Below are 24,736 nucleotides of genomic sequence, written 5' to 3'. Positions count from 1 at the left end.
AAAATAAAAATATTACATCTAGCAACAAGGAGGTTTTTATGTATGAACAAAAAATGGAAGATGCCAAGGCTATCCATTGTCATCCTGGCCATTGTGTTCTTATGGGCTAAAACGTATATATCATACTTAACGAGCTTTAGTATAAGCATTGATAATGTGATGCAATCGATCATACTGTTTATTAACCCATTAAGTTTTTTATTACTAATCTTTGGTGTAAGCTTTTTTATTAAAAAAGAGAATACGAGAAATGCCTATGTGATTATTACAAGCTTTATTTTGACTTTTATCTTATTTGCAAACATGGTTTTCTATCGTTTCTTCAATGATTTCATTACTTTGCCTGTTTTGTTCCAAACAAGCAACTTTGGTGATCTTGGTTCGAGTGTGATGGAAAATATTTTTTGGACAGATGGGCTTTACTTCCTTGATATTGTTCTTTTAATCGTGCTGGCTAAAATGAAGCCATCGTTTATTATTTTTAGAGAGTCATCAAAAATTAACAGACGAGCCTATTTTCTTGTAGCAATTGCAACGTTCTTTTTTAATTTAGGACTTGCTGAAACAGAACGTCCGCAACTACTAACGAGAACGTTTGACCGTGAAATGCTGGTTAAAAATATTGGAACATACAACTACCACATCTATGACATCTATTTACAATCTAGGCAATCTGCTCAGCGTGCACTGGCCGACAGCAGTGAATTGGTAGATGTAAATAATTATGTGAAGGCAAATCAAGTTGATGCTGCTGATGAACTTAAAGGAATTGCAGAAGGTCGTAACTTAATTGTTGTTAGCCTTGAATCTACGCAGAATTTTGTTATTAACAATGAAATGAATGGTCAAGTGATTACACCGTTTTTAAATGAATTGACTCGGGATGAAGATACAATCTACATGGATAATTTTTATCATCAAACAGAACAGGGGAAAACTTCAGATTCTGAGTTTATCCTTGATAATTCTCTGTATCCGCTTGGACGCGGCGCAGTATTTTTCACTCATAGCGGGAATGAATACCATACATTGGCGGAAAGCTTAAACAACAAAGGCTATTTTACAGCTAATATGCATGCAAATAACAAAAGTTTCTGGAACAGAGATATCGTTTACGATACCTTTGGTTATGACCGCTACTATTCACTTGTCGACTACACGGTTGGAGACGGAGAATCGGTAAACTGGGGAATGAAGGATATTCCATTTTTTGAACAGTCGGTTGAACACATGAGAGAAATGGAACAGCCCTTTTATACAAAAATGATTACTTTAACAAATCACCACCCGTTTTTCTTAGATGAAGAAGATAAATTTATTGAAGAGTATGATTCAAACTCAGGAACGCTGAATCGCTACTTCCAAGCTGTGCGCTATACAGATGAATCGATAAAAGAGTTTTTTACCGATCTTAAGGAAGCAGGTCTTTATGAAAACTCAATCATTGTCATGTATGGTGACCATTATGGAATTTCAGAAAATCATAATGTGGCTATGGGACAGTATTTAGAACGTGAGATTACACCATTTGAAACAGCACAGCTTCAACGTGTTCCATTATTTATTCATATTCCGGGCTCTGGAGCTGGATTTGTGGATCACACACTTGCAGGTCAAGTTGACTTGAAACCAACGATTCAAAACCTGCTAGGTATTGATTCAGGTAAAGCAATTCAATTTGGTCAGGATATTTTCTCCAAGGACAATGAAGATTTCGTCATTTTACGTGACGGAAGATTTATTACTAATGAGCTGGTATATGCAGGCGAAACATGTTGGGATAAGGAAACGGGTGAACCCACTGATCGAGAGGCCTGTGATCCGTACATTGCAAGAGCGAACGAGGAACTCGCTTATAATGATGAAATCATTTATGGTGATCTCTTGCGCTTCTATGATGCAGAAAATGGTCGTTTAAAGAGTGATGAAGATACAGAAACTATATTGAATGAAGAATAAACCATTAAGACCGACAGCTGTTAAATAAGCGTCGGTCTTTTTTATGAAATCCGTTAATTAATGAAACTTTTTTATTTTTTTTTCGTCAATATAAGTATGTCTTTATATAAGTAGTTTTAGATAGGTGAAATTTATACTGTGTGAAGGGAGGAAGACGGTTGAAGAAGTTTGGATGGTTTTTTTTAGTTCTACTCTGTCTATTAGGAACTGCCTGCAGCCAAGAGAAGCTCGCAACAATCCATCAAGAACCATCGGGTGAACATCAGCAAACTGAGGAGATCTCAAAGCCAGTTTCTAAATCATTGTCCGTTACTCCGCTTGTTCTTCCGAAATCTTCTTTTCATAGTGTGATCGGCTGGTTAGATGAATATGAAGTTCTCTATGTAATAGATAAACATGATGAATATCAATTAATGGTATATAATATAAAGACTGGTGAGTCCAGCGAGTTGCTAGAAGAATCTGGATCTCTTATTCAAGCTGATCTTAGCCCGTCGAACGATTATTTGCTCTTACATAATGCTGACACGTCCACTAAAGCAGAAGTTTTAATCATTCAATTGTCAACATTGGATGTTGTATGGCATCATGAGATTGAGTCTGCAGAGCTAATGTATGAATGGAATCCGTATGACGAATCGAAGCTGTTGTTTACTGCATTTGAAGAAGATTGGTCTTATCAAATGTGGATTGGTGATTATCAATTAAATAAGTGGGAAGCGATAGAGGGAGTACCTCCTTTCGTACATTGGTCCAGCCAGAATACATTAGTGTACCAAGATGAAACAAGGGCAAATGATGATAATAAACAAGGCTCATTGTACGAATATTCTATTGACAGATCAGAAGACAGGATCATCTCAAATAACATTGTTGCATTTGATCAGTTTTCTTCGTATCGAATGACTGTAAAATTAGCTGAAGAAAAGAACGAGGCCTTGTATTATTTTGAAAATGATGATGAGATTGTCTCATTTGTAATACCCGCTGCGGATTTTAATTTACCGGAGTACGATTACATAGAGGATGACAACTCAATGATTTCCTTTAAACTTTCTAAACAGGAATCAAATGAATCTGAAGCCATGCACTATCAGCTCGTTAAATGGGATATTAAGAATCAGCATGAAGAGGTCATTAACGATTATCTACAAAATGAACCTATATCCTGTTCTCCTGCTGGAGAGCGGTGTTTGTATGGCTATCAGCTAACATCGATAATAGATGCAAATACAGGGAATGTGGAACCATTGATACTATATGAGGAGGACATACAGTAAATGGCTATTATTGATGTTACAATTATACCAATTGGTACTCAGACACCAAGTGTAAGCGAGTATGTTGCTGATATTCAGCGTATTTTGCAAACTCACCAAGAAAAAGGGCATATCCGTTACGAGCTTACTCCTATGAATACCTTAATCGAAGGAGAGCTTCAAACGCTTTTATCCATTGTGCAGGAAATGCATGAATCCCCATTTGCAAAGGGAGTTCAACGGGTAGCAACCAACATTCGAATTGACGATCGCCGGGATAGGGCGGATCATTCTATGCAAAATAAAATGGCGTCTGTACAACAAAAATTACACAAAAAATAATAAAAAGAGTTGACCGCTTTGGTCAACTCTTTTTATGTCGGCGATTAAACTGGATACCCTTGTTCAACAATCGTCATGATTGTAAACCAGCCGAATACGCCAAATGAAGCAAGACCGAATAAGATCCCCATAAGGTTTTTGTCCTTAAACGAAGAAAACGTACCGATAGCAGATAAGATAACGACTAATGCCAAAATAATGGTTAATCCATTCATATCTATACACCCCTTTCACTGCAACCGATGATTTAAGTATGATCGAAAATGATGATAAGTATATACGTACTCTTACTTATTTTATATTTTTTTTAGATCCTTGTCGAGAACTAATCGTGACACTTTGGTGATTAGTTCTTTTACTTGTACAAATACAGAGAAATTAAATCATGATACAATGGGACAGTGAGGTGATTGTATGGAATGGATTCAGCTGCCACTCGGGCCGCTACAAACAAATGCATATATTATTTATAACAGCGATCGAAAATGTTTGATTATAGATCCTGGTGAAGAAGCGCAAAAGATACGTCAATTTATTCAAAAAAAGGGACTGCAGCCACAGGCAATTTTGTTAACACATGCTCATTTTGATCATATTGGTGCAGTAGATCCGATACGACAAGAATACCGTATTCCCGTATACTTGCATCAAGCCGAGAAAAAATGGTTATCAGATCCTTCTCTGAATGGTTCAACCTTCTTTGCGGGAATTCAGCCAATTGAGGTTGATTCTGCGGATAAGGTATTTCCACAGAGTGGAGAAATATCAATTGGGGATTTCTCCTTTACCCTGCTCGAAACACCAGGTCATTCACCCGGTGGAGTCAGTTTTTATTTTCATAAAGAAGGTTTTGTTATCGTTGGTGATACACTTTTTGAGGGCAGTATTGGCCGGACAGACCTGCCGGGGGGAAAAGAGCAGGAGCTGTTAAAGAGCATTCATAATGAGCTCCTAACGCTTCCAGAGGACACATATGTATTACCTGGACATGGTGGTGTTACCAGTATTGCGCAAGAGATGGATCATAATCCCTTTATAAATGGTTTTTAACTTTTTTAATCCAATTGCTATAGTTAAAGATCGTTGCTGATTTTGGCACTATGTTGATTGGAGTGTAAGGCACGAGACTATTGGGGGATAAGCGAGTCAAAGGGAGACCGCATGGGCGCAAAGCGCCGAGGGGCGTCGGACCTCCCCCGGAAAGCGAGCGTCTGAAGCGGAAAACAACAAACAGGTTAGTATCCATTTAAAAACCCCCTGGAAGGGATCCAGAGGGGTTTTTATGTATTAATGTGCATTGCCTCCAGGCGTCATCATAAAGGTTGTCCAATATGTAAAGCCTGCGAAGAAGAGAGTCAAGTATACGAAGAAAACATATACATACATACGCTCTGATAATTTCAAATACCCCAATAGGATGAAAAACCCTGTCTGGGCAAGGAAAAGCAATGAAGTCTTAGGCATGTCTCCAAGATAGAACATAACAGAAAAAATTCCAGTCCAAAAGCCCATGACTCTATACATTTTGTCCATCCATATCCCTCCTTTATACGATCAATCCATCGAACCTATTATATAGGATACCACCTTAGAATGTAAATAACACATTAACTTTTGAATGTGACGATTACGTGATATTTAATAGGTTTTTATCGTCTCCATAACTGACATATCTAAATGCAAATGGACCCGTTCTAAAAATTACAAATAAACTGTTGTTTAAAAATGTACAAACATTATACAAGTGATATACAATATTGATAATAAGTTGTACAAAAAGCTTACAGAATGATAAAAAGGTTATAAAAAACCATGACTACCTTAAAGGAGGATGAATTATGGACGAATTGATTTTCTTTACTTATCCGAGCTGTACATCGTGCCGCAAGACAAAAAAATGGTTAAAGACAAATGAAGTTGATTTTGTAGAACGTCATTTATTCCGTGAAACACCAACTCTTGAAGAACTTTTTCATTTATTGTCGATGACAACAGAAGGCCTGGATGAATTGTTAGCTACAAGGAGTCAATCCTTTAAAAATCTTAAACAGGACGTAAATGATTTATCACTATCCGAAGTTGTTAATCTTATCATTCAGGAGCCAAAGCTTTTAAAGAGACCGATTTTAACAGATGGTCACAAGCTGGTTGTAGGCTATAATCTAGAAGGGCTCAGAAGCTTATCAAGCAAAAAGAAAATATTTAAGCTCTCAAGCTAGAAAGGCAATTCGCCTTTCTTTTATTTTGTTTAAAAAATTTTTAAATTTGTAGAAGGAATTCATTCCGTGATGTAGAATTATAGTAACGTGGGAGAAAAAAGGAAGGTGAATTCACTCATGTCATTCGGTGCTGAGCATTTTGCCAATAAGCTTCTCGCGGAAGCATACAGACAAAGCTGTTCTGATATTCATTTATTACCAAGAGGAGAGGAGATGATCATTCAATTTCGCATTCAAGGCGAGCTTGTTCTTCATCGATCATTACCAAATAGTTCAGGAGAAAGGTTAATCTCACATTTTAAATTTAAAGCCTCGCTGGATATTGGAGAAAAAAGAAAACCACAAAGCGGCTCTTTTGAACACTTCATTGAAGACTGTGTTTTATCGCTTCGTATCTCAACCTTACCCGCTTCATCGTTTACAGAAAGCCTCGTGCTTCGTTTACTCCCACAATCATTGTCAATCCCAATCGAAAAGCTATCTATGTTCTCAAATTCAGCAAAACGGCTACTGTCTCTTGTTCATCACTCCCACGGGCTGCTGTTGTTTACTGGTCCAACTGGCAGCGGTAAAACCACAACTCTTTACTCACTTGTCCACTACTGTTCTACAACCCTCAATCGAAATATCATCACTTTAGAAGATCCTATTGAAAGAAAGCAAGATCATATTTTGCAGGTTCAAATAAACGAAAGAGCAGGGATCACCTATGCGTCCGGCCTGCGTGCAGTGCTCCGTCATGATCCAGATATGATTATCGTCGGTGAAATTCGTGATGCTGAGACTGCCAAAATAGCTGCCCGAGCAGCATTGAGCGGACATTTAGTGTTATCTACTCTTCATGCCAGAAATGCAAAAGGAGCCATCTATCGTATGCACGAGCTAGGAGTCTCACTACAGGAACTGAATCAGACGCTAATTGGTGTTACAGCTCAGCGTCTCGTTAAAATTAATCAAGTAATACCCAATGAGAATTTAGGTGCTCGCGCATCTGTATTCGAGATGATCAGCGGAAAAGAACTTCAGGATATTTTGAAAGAAAAAAGCCCCGGTCATCCCACTCCTTCATTAAAACAGTTAATGAGAAAGGGGGTGGCGCTCGGCTATGTTTCTGAAAAAGAGTATGATCGCTGGATGGCAAATGAAGTCGACGATACACCGCTCGGAGCAAGCTACCTTTCTAAAACGACTTGGTGAACTGAAATCAAATGGTTATCCATTAAAAGATTCTATTGAATTTCTTTTGTTAAATCAAAAAAAGAATTTGACTTCAACACATCAGAATATGGTGGATGATCTGCTGAATGGACATGCATTGAGTGATTGTTTACAAAAGCTTGGCTTTCCATCATTTGTTTGCCTGCACATTTATTTTGCAGAACGTCATGGGAATCTTGAGGACACGTTGATTGAAACATCAAGTCTTCTTGAACAGCAGAGAAGGGAAACAAAGCGTTTTATCCAACTGTTGCATTATCCCCTTTTCTTATTTCTGTTGTTTATTGTGATTGTAGTAATATTAAATGTTTATTTGCTGCCGCGGTTTTCATCGTTATATGCTTCTGTCGGTCAGACCTCCACAGGCATAATCTCCATTATTAGTTCGATCCTCCATCAGCTTCCGTTTATGCTTCTCATCATCTTGGGGATTTCTTTTGCTATTTTTTCTACAGCAGTTTTGATCCTTCGCAAGCTTGACCCTCATGAAAAATGGTCTACACTTGCCAAACTTCCTGGTATTGGATATTACGTGAAGCATTATCACAGTTATGTATTTTCAAGAGAAGCCTCTTATTTATTAAAAGGAGGTATGTCAATCCAAGCGATGCTGACTACATTCATGTCACAGCCTTATAGGGAACTTTACCACGATATGGCGCATTTTATGGCAGATGAATTACGACGAGGACAAAGTATATATGCAACTGTCTTACAGTTTCCATACTTTACAGAAGAGCTAAAAAGAATTACCCAGCATGGAGAAAGTAATGGACAGCTTGAGGATGAATGGCAATTTTATAGCCGCTATTGTTTAGCATCGATTGAAGAAAAAACACTACGACTATTTTCTTTTATACAACCAACAATCTTTTTATTCCTAGGTGTAGCCATAATAGGCACCTATCTCATTATTTTATTTCCAATGTTTAATCTAATGCAATCTTTATAGGAGGGTTAATAATGATACGTAAAATGATTAATTTGGTGAAAAGTAATCGAGGCTTTACCTTAATTGAAATGGTCATTGTCTTGCTTGTCATTTCTGTATTATTAATTGTCAGTTTGCCAAATATTTCTCAGCAAAGCAGTGAAATTAACGCGAAGGGTTGTCTTGCTTTCCAACAGATGGTCCAAGGGCAGGTAGAGTCTTATCGTATGGCGAATAATGCGGTTCCGGCTTCTGTTGAAACACTTCAAACACAAGGATATTTACGCCAGAATGAAATAACCTGTCCAGATGGTAGAGAATTGGTGATTAATACGGATGGTCATGTCACGATTAAAGAAACTCCATAATGATAAGGGATATACAATGGCAGAAGTACTGATTGTCCTGTTGCTAGTCTCTATATTAATAATGATTTCGTCTCATTTTATTCATCGATCAACCGTTATGGAAGAATCAGTTGCTTTTGAAAAACAGTTAATTGAAGATTTGCATTATGCTCAGTTGATCGCGATCAAGTATAAACAGCATGTAAACGTTCAATTTCTAATACTCGACCAGCAATATTATATAGGGTCCTCAATTGGAGCTCCTTACCAAATAAACATTCGCCGGGTTATGCCGGCGTCTGTGCGTATCCTTGATGCTGGGTCGTTGTTGTCATTTCGTATTCTTCCCAATGGAAATACATCTACCTTTGGGGTAATTAGATTCTCGGTGAATGAAAAGCCATTTGCCATTCATTATTATTTAAGCAGAGGACGTTTTTTTATTGAAAAATGAATTTGGATTTGCTGTATATGAATCTATTATTGGGTTTAGTTGTGTAGTAATGCTATGTTTGACGCTGCTTCCCTTTCTTCAAATCTTTTTATTAAAAGTAGATGATTCACGTCAAAAAGCAGCTGCGTGGACTGTTCTATATGAGCAGCTGCAAATCAGTCGAAATACAGGTTTACAATCTTTTTCTTCCATTGAGCGAGAAGGAGTTACTTATCATGTCAACTGGCAAACGTCTAGTAAACTGTGCGTTAATTATGATGCGAATCATGGGGAAAATAAACAAGAATGTCTCCAGGCTTCAAACGAGGGCATTCACATTCATTGAAGTGATTTTTTGTCTATCTGTATTAATCATTATAGCAAGCTTAATGCCTCTAATTTTTTTAACCATTTCAAACGCAAATGATCGTCTTGAAAAGCCAGCGGCGGTAGAATGGGATTTATTTCTTATTCAATTTCGTCAGGAGCTTACGAGATATGAACTGGAAAGAGTAGAGCAGCAACGAATTATACTGATGGATCATGAGGGAAATAGAATCACATTTTCATCTTATCGCACGCTACTCAGGCGTCAGGTCAATGGAACAGGTCATGAGGTGTTTTTAACCGCCATAAACAGCCTTAATTTTACGTACATTGAAGGAATTCTTCAACTGGAGGTGGTTTTAAACGATGGATCAGTCAAAAATGCACGCTTTGTTACGAACTTACCTGTCTCAGAAGGGCATCGTTGTATTCCCAGTTCTTGTGATGTATACAGTAGCCTTAGCCCTGCTTTCGATCCTTACTGGTACGGGCATTGGATATACTCGTCATTATGAACTCGTTCAAGATTACTATGAGAGGCAAGCAATGAAAGAGCTGTCTATTCATTTATACATGCTCAACGATGCTGATGGCGACGAAATTTATTCCTTTCAAAATGGTGAAGTAACAGTTAGACGATCAAGCGAAGAACCTACTCGTCTTGTTTTAAGAGTAAATTTACATGGTCACTCGTATTCTCCTGTTGCTTTCGTTTATAATGACAACAAATAACGAAATAACAGGAGGAATTAGAATGCCGCTTACTTCGTCGATTTACTTGATTGGATTTATGGGAGCAGGGAAGTCTACCATTGCAGAGAAACTAGCTGAACGTTTCGAGGTAAAGTATTATGATATTGATCAACATATTGAGGAAAAGGAAAATAAATCGATTTCTTCAATTTTTCAAGAGAGGGGGGAACGATATTTTCGTGATAAAGAATCCTCAACCTTGACCTCTTTGATGGAACCATCAATTATCGCGACAGGAGGGGGGATTCTATATTTTCCTGAAACCGCGGAATGGTTAAAAAAACATGGTACTGTTATCTATTTACATGCTCCGTTTGAAGAACTATATGAGCGAATTATTCATGATCAAACAAGGCCAGTAGCGGCATCACGATCAAAAGGATCGCTTAATGAATTATTCAATAGCCGAGATCTTGCTTATCGTGATGCCGCTCATATTATTGTATCTGTATCTGAACGTTCAGTTGAACTTACGATTGAAGATATTTTACTTTCGCTCGAAAAGATCGTTGATCAAGATACGAGCAGTATGCATTAATTTGGAGCTCTAAGATATAATAAGCCGCCAATAGGGTTGTCTAATCTTATTTTTGGTTTAAGAGATGATGCGTATTCTTTTAATTCTTGCTTCCAAACAGGGTTTTCAACTGTTTCAATCGTATCGGAAAGTTGTTTATAGCGTGCTTTTGCCTGGTTAATCTCTTCAGTAAAAAGTTTATTGCCTTGCACCTCAAATTGTTGGAGTATTTTTTCAATTGCACGATCATTTTCAATTACGGGAGCAACAGTAAAATGAAAATCAGGCAGCTGTGGCTTTAAGATGAGGTTTTCTAGGAGGTTTTCACCATCATGCCGCATGGCTCCTGTTGTTAATGAAATGGCAGTTGCACACCAATTTAAACTAGCGCCTGGAGGGTCGATTGTAAGTACCCCTTGTATCATCAACCAAGGGTACAAGGGGGTGTTAAGAGATTTTGAGGACTGTTCGGAAACATGTTCAAATGCTTTAAAAAAGCCTGCCTCCATATGCGCTGCCTCTACTAGCTGTCTAAAAGTATTATCAAGCATCGATGCTATAACGGTCGGATTCTGCGTGTTTTCTGTAGGCTGGGTCACGAGCGTGATTGACATGGGTTCTCCGGGCTGGTTCATTGCATCGCGGTAATGCCAGTAAAAAGGCCGATTCATAAATTGCCGATCCAGCTCTTCCGTTAAGCGAATATGAGAATGAGATTCTCCTTTAATAACCTCAGCTCGTTTTATTGTTAAAAATCGATGAACAAGTTCCCAGTGATGCTGATTTTCCATTAGGCCTCTCCCTTCGTAGCAGTTGAATGATAAAAGCTTTCTAAATGCTGAAGCTTCAATCTCATTTCTTGTTCAGATCTTGAATAAACAAATGCATCCTCCAAGTAGCGGTCCAGTTCTTTTTTTGTAGTAGAGGCGAGCAGATCTTCATGCTCACCAATAATATATTGAAATAAAGAAACTTTTTCTTGTAAGACTGCCCAAATCCGTTCCTCAATGCTATTTCGATTTAACAAGTAATAGACCTCGACATTCTTTTCTTGTCCAATTCGATGAATTCGGCCAATCCGTTGCTCCAGCTTCATCGGGTTCCATGGAATGTCAGCATGTATCATATAACGGCAAAATTGCAGGTTAAGGCCTTCTGATCCTGCTTCAGTAGCAATTAATACCTGCGCCTTCTGTTTAAATAGGTCTGTCATCCACTGTTTTTTTCCTTTTTTAAACCCACCTCGAAACGGAACTGATGTGATGTTGTGCTGCTTTAAGTACCAGCTCAGGTAAAGTTGAGTGGCCCGATATTGTGTAAAGACGATCACTTTTTCATCCGTATTTTGTACAAAGGATAGAATGCGCTTTGCTTTTGCAGTTACGAGCTGGTCAGGTGTTACGTCTAAATTAACCCCTAAGCTTGAGCTCCATTCTTTATTTTCCGGACGGCCAAGTGCTTTTAATAGCGCGATAGTTGAACTGCAGCCCTGCTTTAACAAAGTAATATGAGAAAAAGCATGCTGGTTGCTGCTTCTCTGATCATTATAGTAACGTTCAACAGCCTCGTATAGCTCGCGTTCATAAGGAAGCTGTTCAATCCAGTCAATATGAATCGTTCTTTTCGTCCAGGCGATAGAGGTTTCCTTCCGTCTTGTACGTATCATAAACTGATCAATGAGAGGAATAATCCTATTTTTCCCTTCCTCGGATTGGCAATTTTCTTTATACTCCCCTTGCGTTCCGAGCAATCCAGGACGAAGTAATGTAGCAAGGTGGAAGAGATCCTCTGAACGATTTTGAATGGGTGTAGCGGTTAAAAATAGACAATAGGTTTTTGAGAGTGATTGAATAAATTGATGGTTTAACGTTTTAGGATTTGTCAGCTTATGCGCTTCATCAACAATGACTAAATCATAGTGATGTTTTTCAATTTCTTCTCTTAGAGGAGGACGTTTTAATAAATCAATTGTGGCAATGATAATTGGTGCTTTTCTCCATTCTTTTTTTCCTTTGTGAATAATCGATTGAAGCCCAAAATGCTTTGCCAGTTCTTGCTGCCATTGTCCTGCAAGTGATGAGGGTACAAGGATAAGCGCTGATGAAACAAGGCCCCTATAAATATATTCTTTCAAGATTACCCCCGCTTCAATGGTCTTTCCTAGTCCAACCTCGTCAGCAAGAAGAGCCCTCCCTCCGAGCTCGAAAATTACTTTGTTGGCTGCTTCCATTTGGTGTGGATGCAGGTTTAGATGAGGTAATTCCCGTAAGCAGTGAAGGGATTTGGCGTTTAATGAAGTCCGTTTTTTTTTCTCGAGAATGGAATTTGTTAAAAGTTCTCGATCAAATCGTCTTTCTTCAGATTGCACCCATTGCAAAAAATCAAGCGGCCAGTTTGATTGCTGAAAGAAAATAGAATGTGCCAAAATATCATCTCCTATAAAAAAAGGATTGCCCAAAAAACCAAAATAGTGATAGGATAAAAATAGATTTACGTATTAAAAAGAATATAAAACCGAACATTATTGTAAAAAATTTGTTTGTTGTTCATAGTATGTCCATTTAGAAAACAAATATGAGCGAATGATAACAAGGGGAGAGACCGTTTACGGCGCCGAAGGAGCAAACATGATTTCATGTGAATCTCTCAGGCAAAAAGACTCTTGTTGGACGCGACTCTGGAGAGCGTTTCGATTTCGAAACCACCAAAGAGGACAGCCGTAATGGTAAACTTTCAGGTGAAAGGACAGGGATCCCTTTTTAACAATGGGGATTCCCTGTCCTTTTTTGTTTGAATGGTGACGGAATGAACATTAAACGAAATGAAAGGGGAACTCATTTGTCTACTCCATTGAAAAGAACACCATTATTCGATCTTTACAAACATTCAGGTGGAAAAACGATTGATTTTGGCGGCTGGGATTTACCCGTCCAATTTTCAAGTATTAAAGAAGAACATGAAGCAGTTCGCACAAAAGCTGGACTTTTTGACGTTTCTCATATGGGAGAAGTGGATGTGAAGGGGCCGGATAGTCTATCTTATCTTCAGAAAATGCTGACAAACGACCTTTCAAAGTTACATAATAATCAAGTTTTGTATACCGCAATGTGTTACGAAGACGGAGGAACTGTGGACGATCTCCTGGTTTATCGATACAAGAAGGATCACTACTTGCTCGTCATTAATGCATCCAATATTGATAAGGATGTGGAGTGGCTGGAACAACACGCTGAAGGTGATGTAGAAATATCAAATATCTCTTCAGAAATTGCCCAGCTTGCCATACAAGGTCCAAAGGCAGAGAGTATTCTTCAGTGTTTAACGGAAACAAACTTAACAGATATCACATCCTTTACATTTAAAAATGAAGTAGAAATAAATGGGATATCAACACTCGTATCCAGAACAGGCTACACGGGTGAAGATGGCTTTGAACTATATTGTGCTGCTGATAAAGCGCCTGCACTATGGATAGCTTTATTAAAAGCGGGTAAAGAAGGCGGTCTTGTACCTTGCGGATTGGGTTCGCGTGATACGCTTCGCTTTGAAGCGAAACTGCCGTTATATGGACAAGAGCTTTCCTCCACGATTACACCAATCGAAGCAGGAATCGGATTTGCCGTGCGTCCTCAAAAGGAACAGGCATTTTTAGGGCAAGAAATATTAAAACAGCAAAAAGAAAATGGAGCACCGCGTAAATTAGTTGGGATTGAAATGGTGGATCGAGGAATCCCTCGATTTGGCTACCTGGTATTTGCGGGGGAGAAAGAAGTTGGGTTTGTCACTACAGGCACACAGTCTCCAACGTTAAAGAAGAACGTAGGCCATGTTCTGATTAAGAAGGAATGGTCAGAAATAGGGCAAGAAGTATTTGTCGAAATCAGAGGGAAAAGGGTAAAAGCGCAAGTGGTTAAAACACCGTTTTATAAACGAAAATAATGCAGCATAAGGAAGGAGCCACAATTATGAACCATCGTTACCTGCCGATGACAGAACAAGATCAAAAAGAAATGCTTCAAGCAATCGGTGTTCAAGCAGTCGATGAGCTTTTTTCAGACATTCCAGAAAAGGTGCGCTTTCAAGGAGAGCTTGCCATTAAGCCTGCGAAATCAGAGTCTGCTCTTACAAGAGAATTAATGCAGCTTGCCGCAAAAAATGCTGATACTAAGCAATACATCTCTTTTCTTGGGGCTGGTGTTTACGATCACTATATGCCAACCATTGTAGACCACGTCATTTCTCGTTCTGAATTTTACACAGCTTATACTCCTTATCAGCCTGAGATTTCACAAGGAGAGCTTCAGGCAATTTTTGAATTTCAAACGATGATTTGTGAGTTGACAGGAATGGATGTCGCTAACTCATCGATGTACGATGGAGGAACATCATTTGCTGAGGCAGCAATGCTAGCAGCAGGGCAAACACGCCGTAAAAAGGTATTGGTTTCTGAAGCCGTGCATCCTGAATCGAGAGCAGTACTTGAAACGTATGCTGCAGGTCAGCATATTGAAGTTGTCACTGTTCCACAGACTAATGGAATAACTGATTTAACCGTGTTAAAAGGTCTTCTCTCAGATGATGTAGCAGCAGTAATGGTACAATATCCTAATTTCTTTGGGCAGATTGAGCGTCTGGATGAAATTGAAGCGTTAGCGCATGATGTAAAATCCATGTTTGTTGTATCATCCAATCCTCTTGCATTAGGTGCGCTTACACCGCCTGGCGATTTTGGAGCAGACATTGTTGTGGGGGATGCCCAGCCGTTTGGCATTCCACAGGGCTATGGCGGACCGCACTGTGGGTATTTTGCCGTAACAAAGAAACTGATGCGTAAAGTTCCGGGACGTCTAGTAGGTGAGACGACGGATGATGAAGGACAGCGAGGTTACGTTCTAACCCTGCAAGCGCGAGAACAGCATATTCGACGAGATAAGGCAACGTCTAACATTTGTTCAAACCAAGCGCTTAATGCCCTTGCAGCCTCTGTTGCGATGACTGCTCTTGGCAAAAAAGGCATTACAGAGATTGCACGTCAAAATTTCCAAAAAGCACATTATGCAAAGCAGCAGTTGAAAGCAGCCGGTTTCGAAGTCATACAGCATGGCTATACGTTCAATGAATTTGTAATTAAGCTAAATAAACCAATTAAAGAAATGAATGAGCTGTTGTTAGAACAAGGAATTATCGGAGGGTATGATCTTGGACGTGATTATGAAGAGCTTTCACAGCATATGCTTATAGCCGTTACAGAACAGCGTACAAAAGAAGATATTGATACTTTGGTAAAGGAGCTGAGTGAACATGCATAAAAAAGATCAGCCACTCATATTTGAACTATCAAAAAAAGGGCGTACCGGCTATAGCCTAACGGAGCTGGATGTACCAGAGGTCGATCTTTCAACACTAGCACCGGAGGGTTTTATTCGCTCATCAGCACCTGAATTACCAGAAGTAGCTGAACTTGATATTATGCGGCACTATACAGCACTTTCAAAGAGAAATCATGGTGTGGATTCAGGCTTTTATCCACTTGGTTCGTGTACAATGAAATACAATCCAAAGGTGAATGAAGCAGTGGCTAGGTATGCTGGGTTTGCCCATATTCATCCGCTGCAGGAGGCATCTTCTGTACAGGGGGCACTTGAGCTTATGTATGATTTACAAGAACATCTTGTCGAAATCACTGGGATGGATGAAGTAACACTGCAGCCTGCAGCGGGTGCTCACGGAGAATGGACGGGTTTAATGATGATTCGTGCTTTTCATGAAGCAAATGGTGATCTTAATCGTACGAAAGTGATTGTACCTGACTCGGCACATGGCACAAACCCTGCTTCGGCAACCGTAGCGGGATTTGAAACGATAACAGTCAAATCGAATGAAGACGGCCTTGTAGACCTGGATGACCTGAAACGGGTTGTGGGTGATGATACAGCTGCATTAATGTTGACAAATCCGAATACACTTGGTCTTTTTGAAGAGAATATTCTTGAAATGGCAGCGATTATACATGGAGCGGGCGGAAAGCTCTACTATGATGGAGCGAATTTAAACGCTGTTTTATCAAAAGCTCGACCGGGTGATATGGGCTTTGACGTTGTACATTTGAATTTGCATAAGACGTTTACCGGCCCTCACGGTGGAGGTGGTCCAGGATCAGGTCCTGTAGGAGTTAAAGCAGACTTGATTCCATTCCTTCCCAAACCTGTTCTTGTGAAAAATGGTGATCAATTTGAATTCGAATATAATCGCCCTCAATCAATTGGCCGAGTTAAACCGTACTACGGAAACTTCGGCATTAATGTTCGTGCCTACACGTACATTCGCTCAATGGGTCCAGACGGGCTGAAGGCTGTAAGTGAAAATGCTGTTATTAATGCCAACTATATGATGAGAAGATTAGCCCCTCACTTTGATCTTCCTTTTGATCGTCATTGTAAGCATGAATTTGTCTTGAGCGGAAAACGCCAGAAAAAACTAGGGGTAAGAACGCTTGATATTGCGAAACGTCTGTTGGACTTTGGCTATCATCCGCCAACAATCTATTTCCCTCTCAATGTTGAAGAGTGTATGATGATCGAACCTACTGAAACAGAATCAAAAGAAACGCTTGATTCGTTTATTGAGGCGATGATTCAAATTGCGAAGGAAGTAGAAGAAACACCAGAGGTTGTCCAAGAGGCACCCCATACAACGATTATTGGTCGCTTAGACGAAACGAAAGCAGCAAGGCAGCCTATTTTACGTTACCAAAAAAAAGAAGCGGTTGAAGTGTAAGATAAGCGCAACATAATCCCTTGCCATCAGCAGGGGGTTTTTGTTGTTAGTCGAAAAAAAAACAAGAATTGCTTTATTTATAGAAGAAGTATTGTGAACTTAAGGTGAAAAATGATCGTGTTAACGAGAGTATTTCAGATTTTAGATAAAGTATAATTAGCTTTTGATTACAGGCAGCATAATGAGTGTGAGGATGTTTAGATTAAAATATTATTTTTATAACAAGTATGCTTTAACAACCAAATTTAACTGATTTAGCTTATATAGATTGATGCTGATACTTGCCGGTCGATGAGCCTTCTTCTGTATTTACCTTCATCGAACCAATCTAAAAGGCTGACCCTACGTCATCAATCATTGACGTAGGGTCAGCCTTGGTTTGTATCATTATTTACGTTTAATTTTGCCTGTCCAATGCTTAAAGCCACCTTTAAGCTGGTAAAGGTCTCTGATTCCTTTTTTATAAAGGAGTTGGGCAGCACGCCCGCTTCTCATCCCATTTTGGCAGTAGAGGTAAACAGGCTTATCAGAACGAATTTCACCAATACGTATTTTTAGCTGAGAAAGCGGAATATTGCGTGCACCTAGAATATGGCCGCCGTCAAACTCTCGCTGTTCACGAATATCGATAAGCTGCGCCTTTCGATAACCTGCACGAAATTCCTCTTCCGAAAGTGGTTTCAAAATACGTTTTTGACGAAAATACGTAAAAATTGAGAATAAAATAATCACTACAAGCACACCGATTAAAATAAAAAGTGATTCCAACGTTTTGACTCCTTTCTAAATATAAACACTAGTTATTATTATAGGCTTCAATTGCAGGAAGTTCAAAGAAAATATTAATATCGAATCAACTCTTTGAAATAATGTACCGCTCTGATAGACTAATAACAACTTTATAAAAAAGGATCTGAATGAAATGACAAAAGAAACATGGAGATTTATTGATTCAGGATATGCAGCTCCTGCTTTTAATATGGCATTAGACGAAGCGTTACTTGACTGGCATAGCGAGGGGAAAATCCCTCCAACAATACGTTTTTATGGTTGGGATCCTGCGACCCTTTCAATCGGTTATTTCCAGCGAGTTGAAAAGGAAATTAATATGGAAGAAGTAAAAAGACTCGGCTTGGGCTTTGTCCGCCGTCCAACGGGTGGAAGAGGCGTGCTGCATGAACAAGAACTTACATATAGTGTGATCGTTAGTGAAGAGCATAAAGATATGCCAAAAACTGTAACAGAAGCATATCGAGTGATTTCAGAAGGGATTTTGAAAGGGTTTCACCACCTTGGTCTTGACGCTTATTTTTCTATTCCGCGAACAGATGAAGAAAAAAACAGTTTGAAAGATCCAAGAAGCGCGGTTTGCTTTGATGCACCAAGCTGGTATGAGCTAGTTGTTGAAGGACGGAAGGTCGCGGGGAGTGCGCAAACGAGACAAAAGGGTGTCATTCTTCAGCATGGATCCATTTTACTTGACATCGATGAGGATAAGTTGTTTAGCCTTTTTATCTATTCAAATGATCGAGTGCGCGATCGAATGAAGAGTGCATTCAAGGGCAAGGCGGTTGCCATCAATGATATGGTGTCATCGAAGATTTCAATTGAACAAGCAAAGAACGCGTTTTATAAAGGCTTCGAAGAAGGACTTTCTGTTAACCTTGAACCATATACACTGACAAGGGAAGAACTTGATTACGTTCACCAGATTGTCGAACGTCGATATGGAAACGACGAATGGAATTTCAAAAGGTAAAACAAATGAGGTGAAAGCTTTCGCCTTTTTTTGTTGAATATTGTTGGAAAATGATGAGTGAAAAGACCTGTTTTTTTTCTTGTTTATCTGCAATTGCCTGATTTTATTCGTTTTTTAATAAACAATATTTCGCAACTCTTAAAATGGTTCAAAAATAAGGGGAAACTATAGGATAAATCATTTTCTCGCTTGTTTTCTCCCGTATTCTATTCTTTTTTTATTTGACAGCATTTTTTCTGTTGACTGAAAAATCTATATATAGTACTGAATTAATAAAAGAAAACACTATATGTTGTGTTTTCTCGTGAACTCTATTAAAATACAAAAAGATACTAAAAGATGAGAGGGGATAAGTGCATGACGACATTATCTGCACAAACCACGTCGATAGATGTAGAACAGCTTAACAAGGATATTGCCTTGTTCGATCAAGTACACCCAATTACAAAAGAAATGAAGCTAACGCATAAAGGAGTATCAAGACTCGTTATGCTTGATCGCTATGCGTTTAAGGATACAGAAAAGAAAACACTTCGCGAAGGTGATTTTGTTGTGCTTACAATTCGCGAGGATCCAAAATTTCCGGCTCGTGGATTAGGCTTTATTCAAAGCATCGACCAAGAGCGTCGCGAAGCAAAAGTATTAATAGCAGAAGAATTTAGAAATTCACTAGACACTCCAATAGAGATTGAAACAGGCATCGTCAACCGCTCGTTGGATGTCATTGAAAAGCCATTGGAAGTTTATTATGAACAAATTGCCCGTCGTAACGCGACAGGACTTGCTTCCATAGAAAAAACAGAAGAACTGCGTAAAGAGTGGACAGAGAAGTTTTATGAAGAGCTCTCGAGTCTGCATTTTGTTCCAGCAGGTCGCGTACTTTACGGAGCAGGTGCAAAGACGGATGTTACCTTCTTTAACTGTTATGTAATGCCTTTTGTGAAAGACTCTCGTGAAGGGATTTCAGAGCATCGTAAACAGGTTATGGAAATCATGAGCCGTGGTGGCGGTGTTGGAACAAATGGTTCTACACTTCGTCCGCGTAATACGCTAGCGAGAGGTGTTAATGGAAAATCATCGGGTTCTGTTTCATGGCTTGATGATATTGCTAAGCTAACCCACCTGGTAGAGCAAGGCGGTTCTAGACGCGGTGCGCAAATGATTATGCTGTCTGATTGGCATCCTGACATTATTGAATTTATTATTTCCAAAATGCAAAATCCTCGCATTCTGCGTTTTCTTCTTGAAAATACAAAAGACGAGTTGATCAAGAAAATTGCTCAGGAAAAGCTTAAATTCACTCCGCTGACTGAACAGGAAGCAGGAATGTATCAAAGCATCGTTAACTATAAGAATATGCAAGGTCAAGGCGGCTTTAACGACAAGATCATTGAAGACGCTGAAGAGAAATTATTAACGGGTGGCACGTATTCCGTTCATAATTCTGAATTCCTTACTGGAGCGAATATTTCCGTTTGCTTAACGAAAGAGTTTATGGATGCAGTTGAGAATGACTCAAGCTATGAACTTCGTTTTCCTGATGTAGAATCGTATTCACCAGAAGAAATGGCTATTTATAATGAGAAATGGCATGAGGTTGGAGATGTTCGTGAATGGGAGAAGCAAGGCTTTGGTGTCCGTACTTACCGCACTATTAAAGCAAAAGAGCTTTGGAACTTGATCAACATTTGTGCTACTTACTCTGCTGAACCGGGTATTTTCTTCATCGATAATGCAAATGATATGACAAATGCAAAAGCTTATGGTCAACAAGTAGTTGCGACAAATCCTTGCGGAGAACAACCGCTTGCTCCTTACTCTGTGTGTAATTTGGCTGCTGTTAATCTTGCAGAATTTGCAGATAAAAAGAATAAAACGGTTCATTTTGAAAAATTGAAAAAAACAGTAGAGATTGGCGTTCGCATGCAGGATAACGTGATCGATGCAACACCGTATTTCTTAGAAGCAAATAAAACACAGGCACTGGGTGAGCGAAGAGTGGGTCTAGGTGTAATGGGAATGGCCGATCTTCTCATTTATTGTGAAAAAGAGTACGGATCAAAAGAAGGTAATGATCTAGTTGATCAAATCTTTGAGGTGATTGCAACCACTGCTTATCGTACTTCGATTGAGTTGGCAAAGGAACGCGGTGTGTTCCCATTCCTAGAAGGTACGACAGAAGAAGAAACAGCTTCTCTTCGCAAAGCCTTTACGGAAACTGGGTTTATGCAAAAAATGCCAGAGGATGTGAAACAAGGAATTCTTGCACACGGTATTCGTAATTCACACTTGCTTACTGTTGCACCAACAGGAAGCACCGGAACGATGGTTGGAGTATCGACAGGCCTGGAGCCTTATTTCTCCTTTACTTATTACCGAAGCGGTCGCTTAGGAAAGTTCATTGAAGTAAAAGCTGATATCGTGCGTGAATATTTAGATGCCAATCCTGGTGTAGATGAAGAGAATCTACCGAACTGGTTTGTAACAGCGATGGAATTGTCTCCTGAGGCACATGCGGATACACAATGTGTGATTCAGCGCTGGATTGACAGCTCGATTTCAAAAACGGTTAACGCGCCAAAAGGGTATTCAGTAGAACAGGTTGAAAGTGTCTATCAACGCTTGTATAAAGGTGGAGCAAAGGGCGGTACAGTTTACGTTGATGGCAGCCGAGATTCTCAAGTTCTAACCCTTAAAGCTGAGGAAAACCAAATGATTGATCAGAATCCAACAAAAAAGAAACAAACAGTCGTTTTAGTTGATACAATACAGGCTTTACGATCAACGGACGTTACAATTGGATCAGAGATTGGAAATACTTGCCCGGTATGCCGCAAAGGTGAAGTTAGAGAAATTGGCGGATGTAATACATGTACGAACTGTAATGCACAATTAAAATGTGGATTGTAATGGAAGAGGGGGAAACCCTTCTTCTTTTTTTATGTCTTCCCTTCATATACATAGAATGAAAAGGGGGAGTGAAATGATTATTGATCTAGTTTTTTCAGGCGGAGGGGTTAAAGCCATTACGTTTATTGGCGTTGTCGAAGCGCTAGAAAAAAAGGGAATAAAGGTTAGGAGAATTGCTGGCACAAGCGCGGGTGCGCTGATCGGTGCGCTACTGGCAGCTGGTTATACTTCAAAGGAAATTAAAAACATGCTGCCACAGCTTACCCATTTGCTTTATAATCAGGATCGTAAATATACTTGGTTTCCTACCTGGTTCAAATGGTTTCATATTTATTGGAAAAAAGGTCTCTTTTCGGGTGAGGATTTGCAGAAGTGGCTGGAACAGCGGCTATTGGAAAAGGGGATTCGTTTCTTTTCGGATCTTCCACAAGGATCTTTAAAAATGGTTGCCTCTGATTTAACGGCAGGTAAGATGGTCGTTTTACCTGATGACGCTCTTTATTATGATCGGGATCCATCCCTGTTTAGTGTGGCAAAGGCTGTCCGTATGAGTGCATCACTGCCATTTTTTTATGAGCCTGTCCGAATGATGAAAGGAAAGAAAGAGCATTTGATTGTTGACGGCGGGGTGCTCAGTAATTTTCCTATCTGGGTGCTTGAAGAAAATGGAGCATCACAAACAGTCCCCATTCTCGGATTTCAATTGCAATCGACGGATAAAAGAGAAAAAGAAAGAAAGATTCGAAATGTAGTTGAATTATTTTCTGCTTTGTTTTTGACAATGAAAGAAGCACATGATGCAAGGCATTTGGAGAAAATTCAACGTCAAAAGATATTATTTATCCCGGTACCGGATCTTTCACCAACGGAAGCCTCTTTATCGACAAAAGAAATGCACGCCCTTATTGAGATTGGACGTGCAAAAACAGTAGATTATTTAAATCATCTAATAGCTGCCGATCGTAAATTAAAGTGAAATTTTTTTCTTTTTCTTCCCTTTTTTTCCTTCAATAACCGTGAGCTTAGGAGCATCTATTCGATTAATACTTGTTTTTTTGAATGGAATAGGTGCCTTTGGCTTTGCTTTATTTGCCTTCATTTTAGAGGCAGAAACAGGGTTGCCGTAACGCTTCTTAGAGTGCTTTACAGCTTTTTTGAAAGCTTGTTGTTCTCGGCGGTTGGGCTTTCGACGTATCCACATTCTATAGATGAAATAGATCAATCCAGCAATTGCCGCATAAGTAAGGAGAGTTCGAAAAACATTTCCAGGCTCTGTAATGAGCATAAAGCTTAGACCAAAAGCAGCCAATACCATTACAACAAAAAAGATGGTCGTTCGAATTTTCATTTAAGCCACCTCCCGAAGAACATGATTTTATTCTTTAGTTTAGACAAGCGCCGCTTTTTTTAAACCAGATTCTGTTTCTTTTTCTAATTCCATCATTCGATTAAATGAAGCAATCGCTACTTCAACTTGATCGTCTTTAGGTTCTTTTGTTGTTAACAGCTGCAGCCATAATCCTGGATAGCCAAGATAACGCAGAATAGGTACGTTACGTAGTCGGTTGGTCAGTTGTAGAACTTCAAATGAAATTCCCAAAACAACAGGAATCAGTGCGATTCTATTTAAGACACGTGTGCTTAAAGGTTCAACTGGAACCAGTAAATAAACAAACATTCCGACGATAACGGTAAATAAGATAAAGCTAGACCCGCAGCGATAATGCAGTCTAGATTGTGACTGAACATTTTCAACTGTTAAAGGGAGTCCGTTTTCAAATGTGTTAATTACTTTGTGTTCAGCGCCATGGTACTGAAATACTCGTTTAATAAGTGGTGTCATTGAAATTACGTAAATATAAACGAGGAGTAATATTAATTTGAAAAAGCCCTCTATTAAAATTTGTTCAATGTTACCTGGAAAAATAAAGCGAACAGATTCAGCCAAAAATAAAGGAATTAAGGTAAAGACAAACTTTCCAAACAAGAAGGAAAGGACACCAACGGCTGCAATTCCAAAAATCATTTCAAGCTTTGATGTTTTTTGTTCTTGCTGTACTTTCTCATCCTCTTCTGGCATAACATCAAAGCGTTCACTTGAGAAGTTTAGATGCTGTGTCCCATTTGCGCTTGATTCAATCAATGCAACAATTCCCCGGATGAAAGGAATTTTCTTTAATTTTTGAAAAGCGGGCCGTGATTTTCTCGGAAGGTGGAAGTAATCAATTGAATCATCCTTTCGCCGAATCGCTGTTACGGTATGATAACGACCTCCGAACATGACTCCTTCCATTACGGCCTGTCCGCCAAACGCGGGCTTTTTTTGACTACTCATTGTATACACCAGCCTATAATCTGCATTCCTTCATTATTAAAGGTACCCTTATTTTACTAAAAAAACTTGTTTCATACTAGCGGCAACCTGTTTTTCATAACATGTTTCTATTATGATCTAAGTCACATATGGGCATACTCAAAGAAAAGGAGTGGTAAGGATGCAAAACATTGAGTTACCAACGATTAAAAAAACTTCTCTATCTGTTGTGACAGGTTTTGTTGGAGGGGTGTTTTTTTGTGCATTTTATGAACTGTTTGCCCTTTTCAATTTTATAAAACGATCTACTTTAATGCCAGACTGGCCGTTTTTAACAGCGTCTTGGCAGGGTGGATTTGTTGCTCATGCTATTTGGTGGGGAATGATCAGTGCAATTTCTATTCTTTGGGCCATTATCTATCAGTACTTGGTAAAAAAAGCGGAAACAATGTGGGCTGGCATTTGGATCAACGTATTTCTTTTTGTTGTTATTTTCATTTTATTAGGGTGGGCATTAGATACTGGTCCTAGCTTAATTGATATAAAGCGGAGGGCAGCGATCGCAATCGCGTGTTTGTTTGTGCTTCATGGAGCATTTGTAGGGTATTCTATCTCTTATGATGAACCCTATCACGAGGGTCGTCCCTAGTGTTCGATTTTGGTCCACTATG

26 protein-coding genes, 1 pseudogene and 2 riboswitches are annotated in these 24,736 nt (G+C 39.2%); of the genes and pseudogenes, 20 read left to right on the top strand and 7 right to left on the bottom strand.

The genetic code is table 11. From position 1 onward, the window contains the following. Window positions 1-42: 42 nt before the first annotated feature. From KP78_RS15585 to KP78_RS15575, 3 genes are all read left to right on the top strand, one after another. The gene (locus tag KP78_RS15585) at window positions 43-1,959 is read left to right on the top strand and encodes an LTA synthase family protein (RefSeq protein ID WP_041090269.1); all 1,917 of its coding nucleotides are present in this window, start codon (window positions 43-45) and stop codon (window positions 1,957-1,959) included. A gap of 158 nt (window positions 1,960-2,117) precedes the next feature. Beyond that, window positions 2,118-3,239, top strand: coding sequence for a YqgU-like beta propeller domain-containing protein (locus KP78_RS15580; RefSeq protein WP_041090268.1), 1,122 nt, complete (start codon window positions 2,118-2,120; stop codon window positions 3,237-3,239). Continuing rightward, a complete protein-coding gene (locus tag KP78_RS15575) occupies window positions 3,240-3,560 on the top strand; it encodes an MTH1187 family thiamine-binding protein (RefSeq protein WP_041090267.1) in 321 nt (106 codons plus the stop codon). It abuts the gene before it with no gap. Between the two features lie 44 nt (window positions 3,561-3,604). Here the strand turns inward: KP78_RS15575 and KP78_RS19415 are convergent, their stop codons facing one another. Next, complete coding sequence (locus KP78_RS19415) at window positions 3,605-3,775, bottom strand: DUF2759 domain-containing protein (RefSeq protein ID WP_041090266.1); 171 nt, start codon at window positions 3,773-3,775, stop codon at window positions 3,605-3,607. A 199-nt stretch (window positions 3,776-3,974) separates the two neighbouring features. Between KP78_RS19415 and KP78_RS15565 the strand changes: the two genes are divergently transcribed. Continuing rightward, complete coding sequence (locus KP78_RS15565) at window positions 3,975-4,610, top strand: MBL fold metallo-hydrolase (RefSeq protein WP_041090265.1); 636 nt, start codon at window positions 3,975-3,977, stop codon at window positions 4,608-4,610. Window positions 4,611-4,847: 237 nt separating this feature from the next. Here KP78_RS15565 and KP78_RS15555 read toward each other — a convergent pair whose 3' ends face one another. After that, a complete protein-coding gene (locus KP78_RS15555; RefSeq protein WP_041090263.1) occupies window positions 4,848-5,093 on the bottom strand; it encodes a DUF2626 domain-containing protein in 246 nt (81 codons plus the stop codon). Between the two features lie 305 nt (window positions 5,094-5,398). On the opposite strand from KP78_RS15555, the gene KP78_RS15550 reads away from it, so the two are divergent. The 9 genes and pseudogenes from KP78_RS15550 (at window position 5,399) to KP78_RS15510 (ending at window position 10,326) form a co-directional block, all read left to right on the top strand. Then, window positions 5,399-5,779 (top strand): Spx/MgsR family RNA polymerase-binding regulatory protein, encoded by a 381-nt coding sequence (locus KP78_RS15550; RefSeq protein ID WP_041090262.1) that lies wholly within the window; start codon window positions 5,399-5,401, stop codon window positions 5,777-5,779. A 117-nt stretch (window positions 5,780-5,896) separates the two neighbouring features. Further along, window positions 5,897-6,976 (top strand): competence type IV pilus ATPase ComGA, encoded by a 1,080-nt coding sequence (comGA, locus tag KP78_RS15545; protein ID WP_041090261.1) that lies wholly within the window; start codon window positions 5,897-5,899, stop codon window positions 6,974-6,976. Further along, the gene (gene comGB, locus KP78_RS15540) at window positions 6,921-7,949 is read left to right on the top strand and encodes a competence type IV pilus assembly protein ComGB (protein WP_235420960.1); all 1,029 of its coding nucleotides are present in this window, start codon (window positions 6,921-6,923) and stop codon (window positions 7,947-7,949) included. The genes comGA and comGB overlap by 56 nt, the downstream gene beginning before the upstream one ends. Window positions 7,950-7,960: 11 nt before the next feature. Next, the gene (gene comGC, locus KP78_RS15535; RefSeq protein WP_041090259.1) at window positions 7,961-8,296 is read left to right on the top strand and encodes a competence type IV pilus major pilin ComGC; all 336 of its coding nucleotides are present in this window, start codon (window positions 7,961-7,963) and stop codon (window positions 8,294-8,296) included. After that, the gene (locus KP78_RS15530; protein ID WP_157841515.1) at window positions 8,271-8,729 is read left to right on the top strand and encodes a prepilin-type N-terminal cleavage/methylation domain-containing protein; all 459 of its coding nucleotides are present in this window, start codon (window positions 8,271-8,273) and stop codon (window positions 8,727-8,729) included. Before comGC ends, KP78_RS15530 begins: the two co-directional genes overlap by 26 nt. Continuing rightward, entirely contained in the window at window positions 8,719-9,054 is a 336-nt protein-coding gene (locus tag KP78_RS20340; RefSeq protein ID WP_041090257.1) for a hypothetical protein, read from the top strand. The genes KP78_RS15530 and KP78_RS20340 overlap by 11 nt, the downstream gene beginning before the upstream one ends. After that, window positions 8,945-9,370, top strand: a pseudogene (comGF, locus tag KP78_RS21260) (competence type IV pilus minor pilin ComGF); the annotation flags it as partial. The gene KP78_RS20340 and the pseudogene comGF, both read left to right, overlap by 110 nt. A gap of 31 nt (window positions 9,371-9,401) precedes the next feature. Then, window positions 9,402-9,767 (top strand): hypothetical protein, encoded by a 366-nt coding sequence (locus tag KP78_RS20820; protein WP_235420959.1) that lies wholly within the window; start codon window positions 9,402-9,404, stop codon window positions 9,765-9,767. Window positions 9,768-9,789: 22 nt separating this feature from the next. Continuing rightward, window positions 9,790-10,326: a shikimate kinase gene (locus KP78_RS15510; RefSeq protein WP_041090254.1), complete on the top strand. Its 537-nt coding sequence runs from the start codon at window positions 9,790-9,792 to the stop codon at window positions 10,324-10,326. Here KP78_RS15510 and KP78_RS15505 read toward each other — a convergent pair. Together KP78_RS15505 and KP78_RS15500 are read right to left on the bottom strand one after the other, a co-directional pair. Further along, window positions 10,323-11,096, bottom strand: a complete 774-nt coding sequence (locus KP78_RS15505) for a YqhG family protein (RefSeq protein ID WP_041090253.1) — start codon at window positions 11,094-11,096, stop codon at window positions 10,323-10,325. The genes KP78_RS15510 and KP78_RS15505 overlap by 4 nt on opposite strands. Beyond that, a complete protein-coding gene (locus KP78_RS15500; protein ID WP_052474871.1) occupies window positions 11,096-12,730 on the bottom strand; it encodes a DEAD/DEAH box helicase in 1,635 nt (544 codons plus the stop codon). The genes KP78_RS15505 and KP78_RS15500 overlap by 1 nt, the downstream gene beginning before the upstream one ends. A 157-nt stretch (window positions 12,731-12,887) precedes the next feature. Beyond that, window positions 12,888-12,977: riboswitch (glycine riboswitch) on the top strand. A 3-nt stretch (window positions 12,978-12,980) separates the two neighbouring features. Further along, window positions 12,981-13,056: riboswitch (glycine riboswitch) on the top strand. A gap of 87 nt (window positions 13,057-13,143) precedes the next feature. Here KP78_RS15500 and gcvT point away from each other — a divergent pair. From gcvT to gcvPB, 3 genes are read left to right on the top strand one after another with little or no spacing between them, the layout of a single operon-like run. Continuing rightward, on the top strand, window positions 13,144-14,244 hold the full coding sequence (gcvT, locus tag KP78_RS15495) for a glycine cleavage system aminomethyltransferase GcvT (protein WP_041090252.1): 1,101 nt from the start codon (window positions 13,144-13,146) through the stop codon (window positions 14,242-14,244). 26 nt (window positions 14,245-14,270) lie between these two features. Then, the gene (gene gcvPA / locus KP78_RS15490) at window positions 14,271-15,614 is read left to right on the top strand and encodes an aminomethyl-transferring glycine dehydrogenase subunit GcvPA (protein ID WP_041090251.1); all 1,344 of its coding nucleotides are present in this window, start codon (window positions 14,271-14,273) and stop codon (window positions 15,612-15,614) included. After that, on the top strand, window positions 15,607-17,082 hold the full coding sequence (gcvPB, locus tag KP78_RS15485) for an aminomethyl-transferring glycine dehydrogenase subunit GcvPB (RefSeq protein ID WP_041090250.1): 1,476 nt from the start codon (window positions 15,607-15,609) through the stop codon (window positions 17,080-17,082). The genes gcvPA and gcvPB overlap by 8 nt, the downstream gene beginning before the upstream one ends. A 387-nt stretch (window positions 17,083-17,469) precedes the next feature. Here gcvPB and KP78_RS15480 read toward each other — a convergent pair whose 3' ends face one another. After that, window positions 17,470-17,850, bottom strand: a complete 381-nt coding sequence (locus tag KP78_RS15480; RefSeq protein WP_041090249.1) for a rhodanese-like domain-containing protein — start codon at window positions 17,848-17,850, stop codon at window positions 17,470-17,472. A gap of 154 nt (window positions 17,851-18,004) precedes the next feature. On the opposite strand from KP78_RS15480, the gene KP78_RS15475 reads away from it, so the two are divergent. The 3 genes from KP78_RS15475 to KP78_RS15465 all read left to right on the top strand — a co-directional run bounded on the left by KP78_RS15475 (window position 18,005) and on the right by KP78_RS15465 (window position 22,727). Next, window positions 18,005-18,841, top strand: a complete 837-nt coding sequence (locus tag KP78_RS15475) for a lipoate--protein ligase family protein (protein ID WP_041090248.1) — start codon at window positions 18,005-18,007, stop codon at window positions 18,839-18,841. A gap of 357 nt (window positions 18,842-19,198) precedes the next feature. Continuing rightward, window positions 19,199-21,751 (top strand): vitamin B12-dependent ribonucleotide reductase, encoded by a 2,553-nt coding sequence (locus KP78_RS15470; protein ID WP_041090247.1) that lies wholly within the window; start codon window positions 19,199-19,201, stop codon window positions 21,749-21,751. A 73-nt stretch (window positions 21,752-21,824) separates the two neighbouring features. Continuing rightward, window positions 21,825-22,727 carry a patatin-like phospholipase family protein gene (locus tag KP78_RS15465; RefSeq protein ID WP_052474869.1) on the top strand — a complete coding sequence of 301 codons (903 nt, stop codon included), beginning with the start codon at window positions 21,825-21,827 and terminating at the stop codon, window positions 22,725-22,727. On the opposite strand, the gene KP78_RS15460 is transcribed toward KP78_RS15465, so the two are convergent. Both KP78_RS15460 and KP78_RS15455 read right to left on the bottom strand, forming a co-directional pair. Further along, window positions 22,719-23,099 (bottom strand): SA1362 family protein, encoded by a 381-nt coding sequence (locus tag KP78_RS15460; RefSeq protein WP_041090246.1) that lies wholly within the window; start codon window positions 23,097-23,099, stop codon window positions 22,719-22,721. The genes KP78_RS15465 and KP78_RS15460 overlap by 9 nt on opposite strands. Window positions 23,100-23,138: 39 nt before the next feature. Further along, on the bottom strand, window positions 23,139-24,086 hold the full coding sequence (locus tag KP78_RS15455; protein ID WP_041090245.1) for a DUF1385 domain-containing protein: 948 nt from the start codon (window positions 24,084-24,086) through the stop codon (window positions 23,139-23,141). 160 nt (window positions 24,087-24,246) lie between these two features. Between KP78_RS15455 and KP78_RS15450 the strand changes: the two genes are divergently transcribed. Then, complete coding sequence (locus KP78_RS15450) at window positions 24,247-24,714, top strand: YqhR family membrane protein (RefSeq protein ID WP_041090244.1); 468 nt, start codon at window positions 24,247-24,249, stop codon at window positions 24,712-24,714. Window positions 24,715-24,736 lie beyond the last annotated feature (22 nt).

It is taken from the genome of Jeotgalibacillus soli, assembly GCF_000829435.1.
Classification (GTDB): domain Bacteria; phylum Bacillota; class Bacilli; order Bacillales; family Jeotgalibacillaceae; genus Jeotgalibacillus; species Jeotgalibacillus soli.
This window is presented reverse-complemented; position numbering and strand designations above follow the sequence as displayed.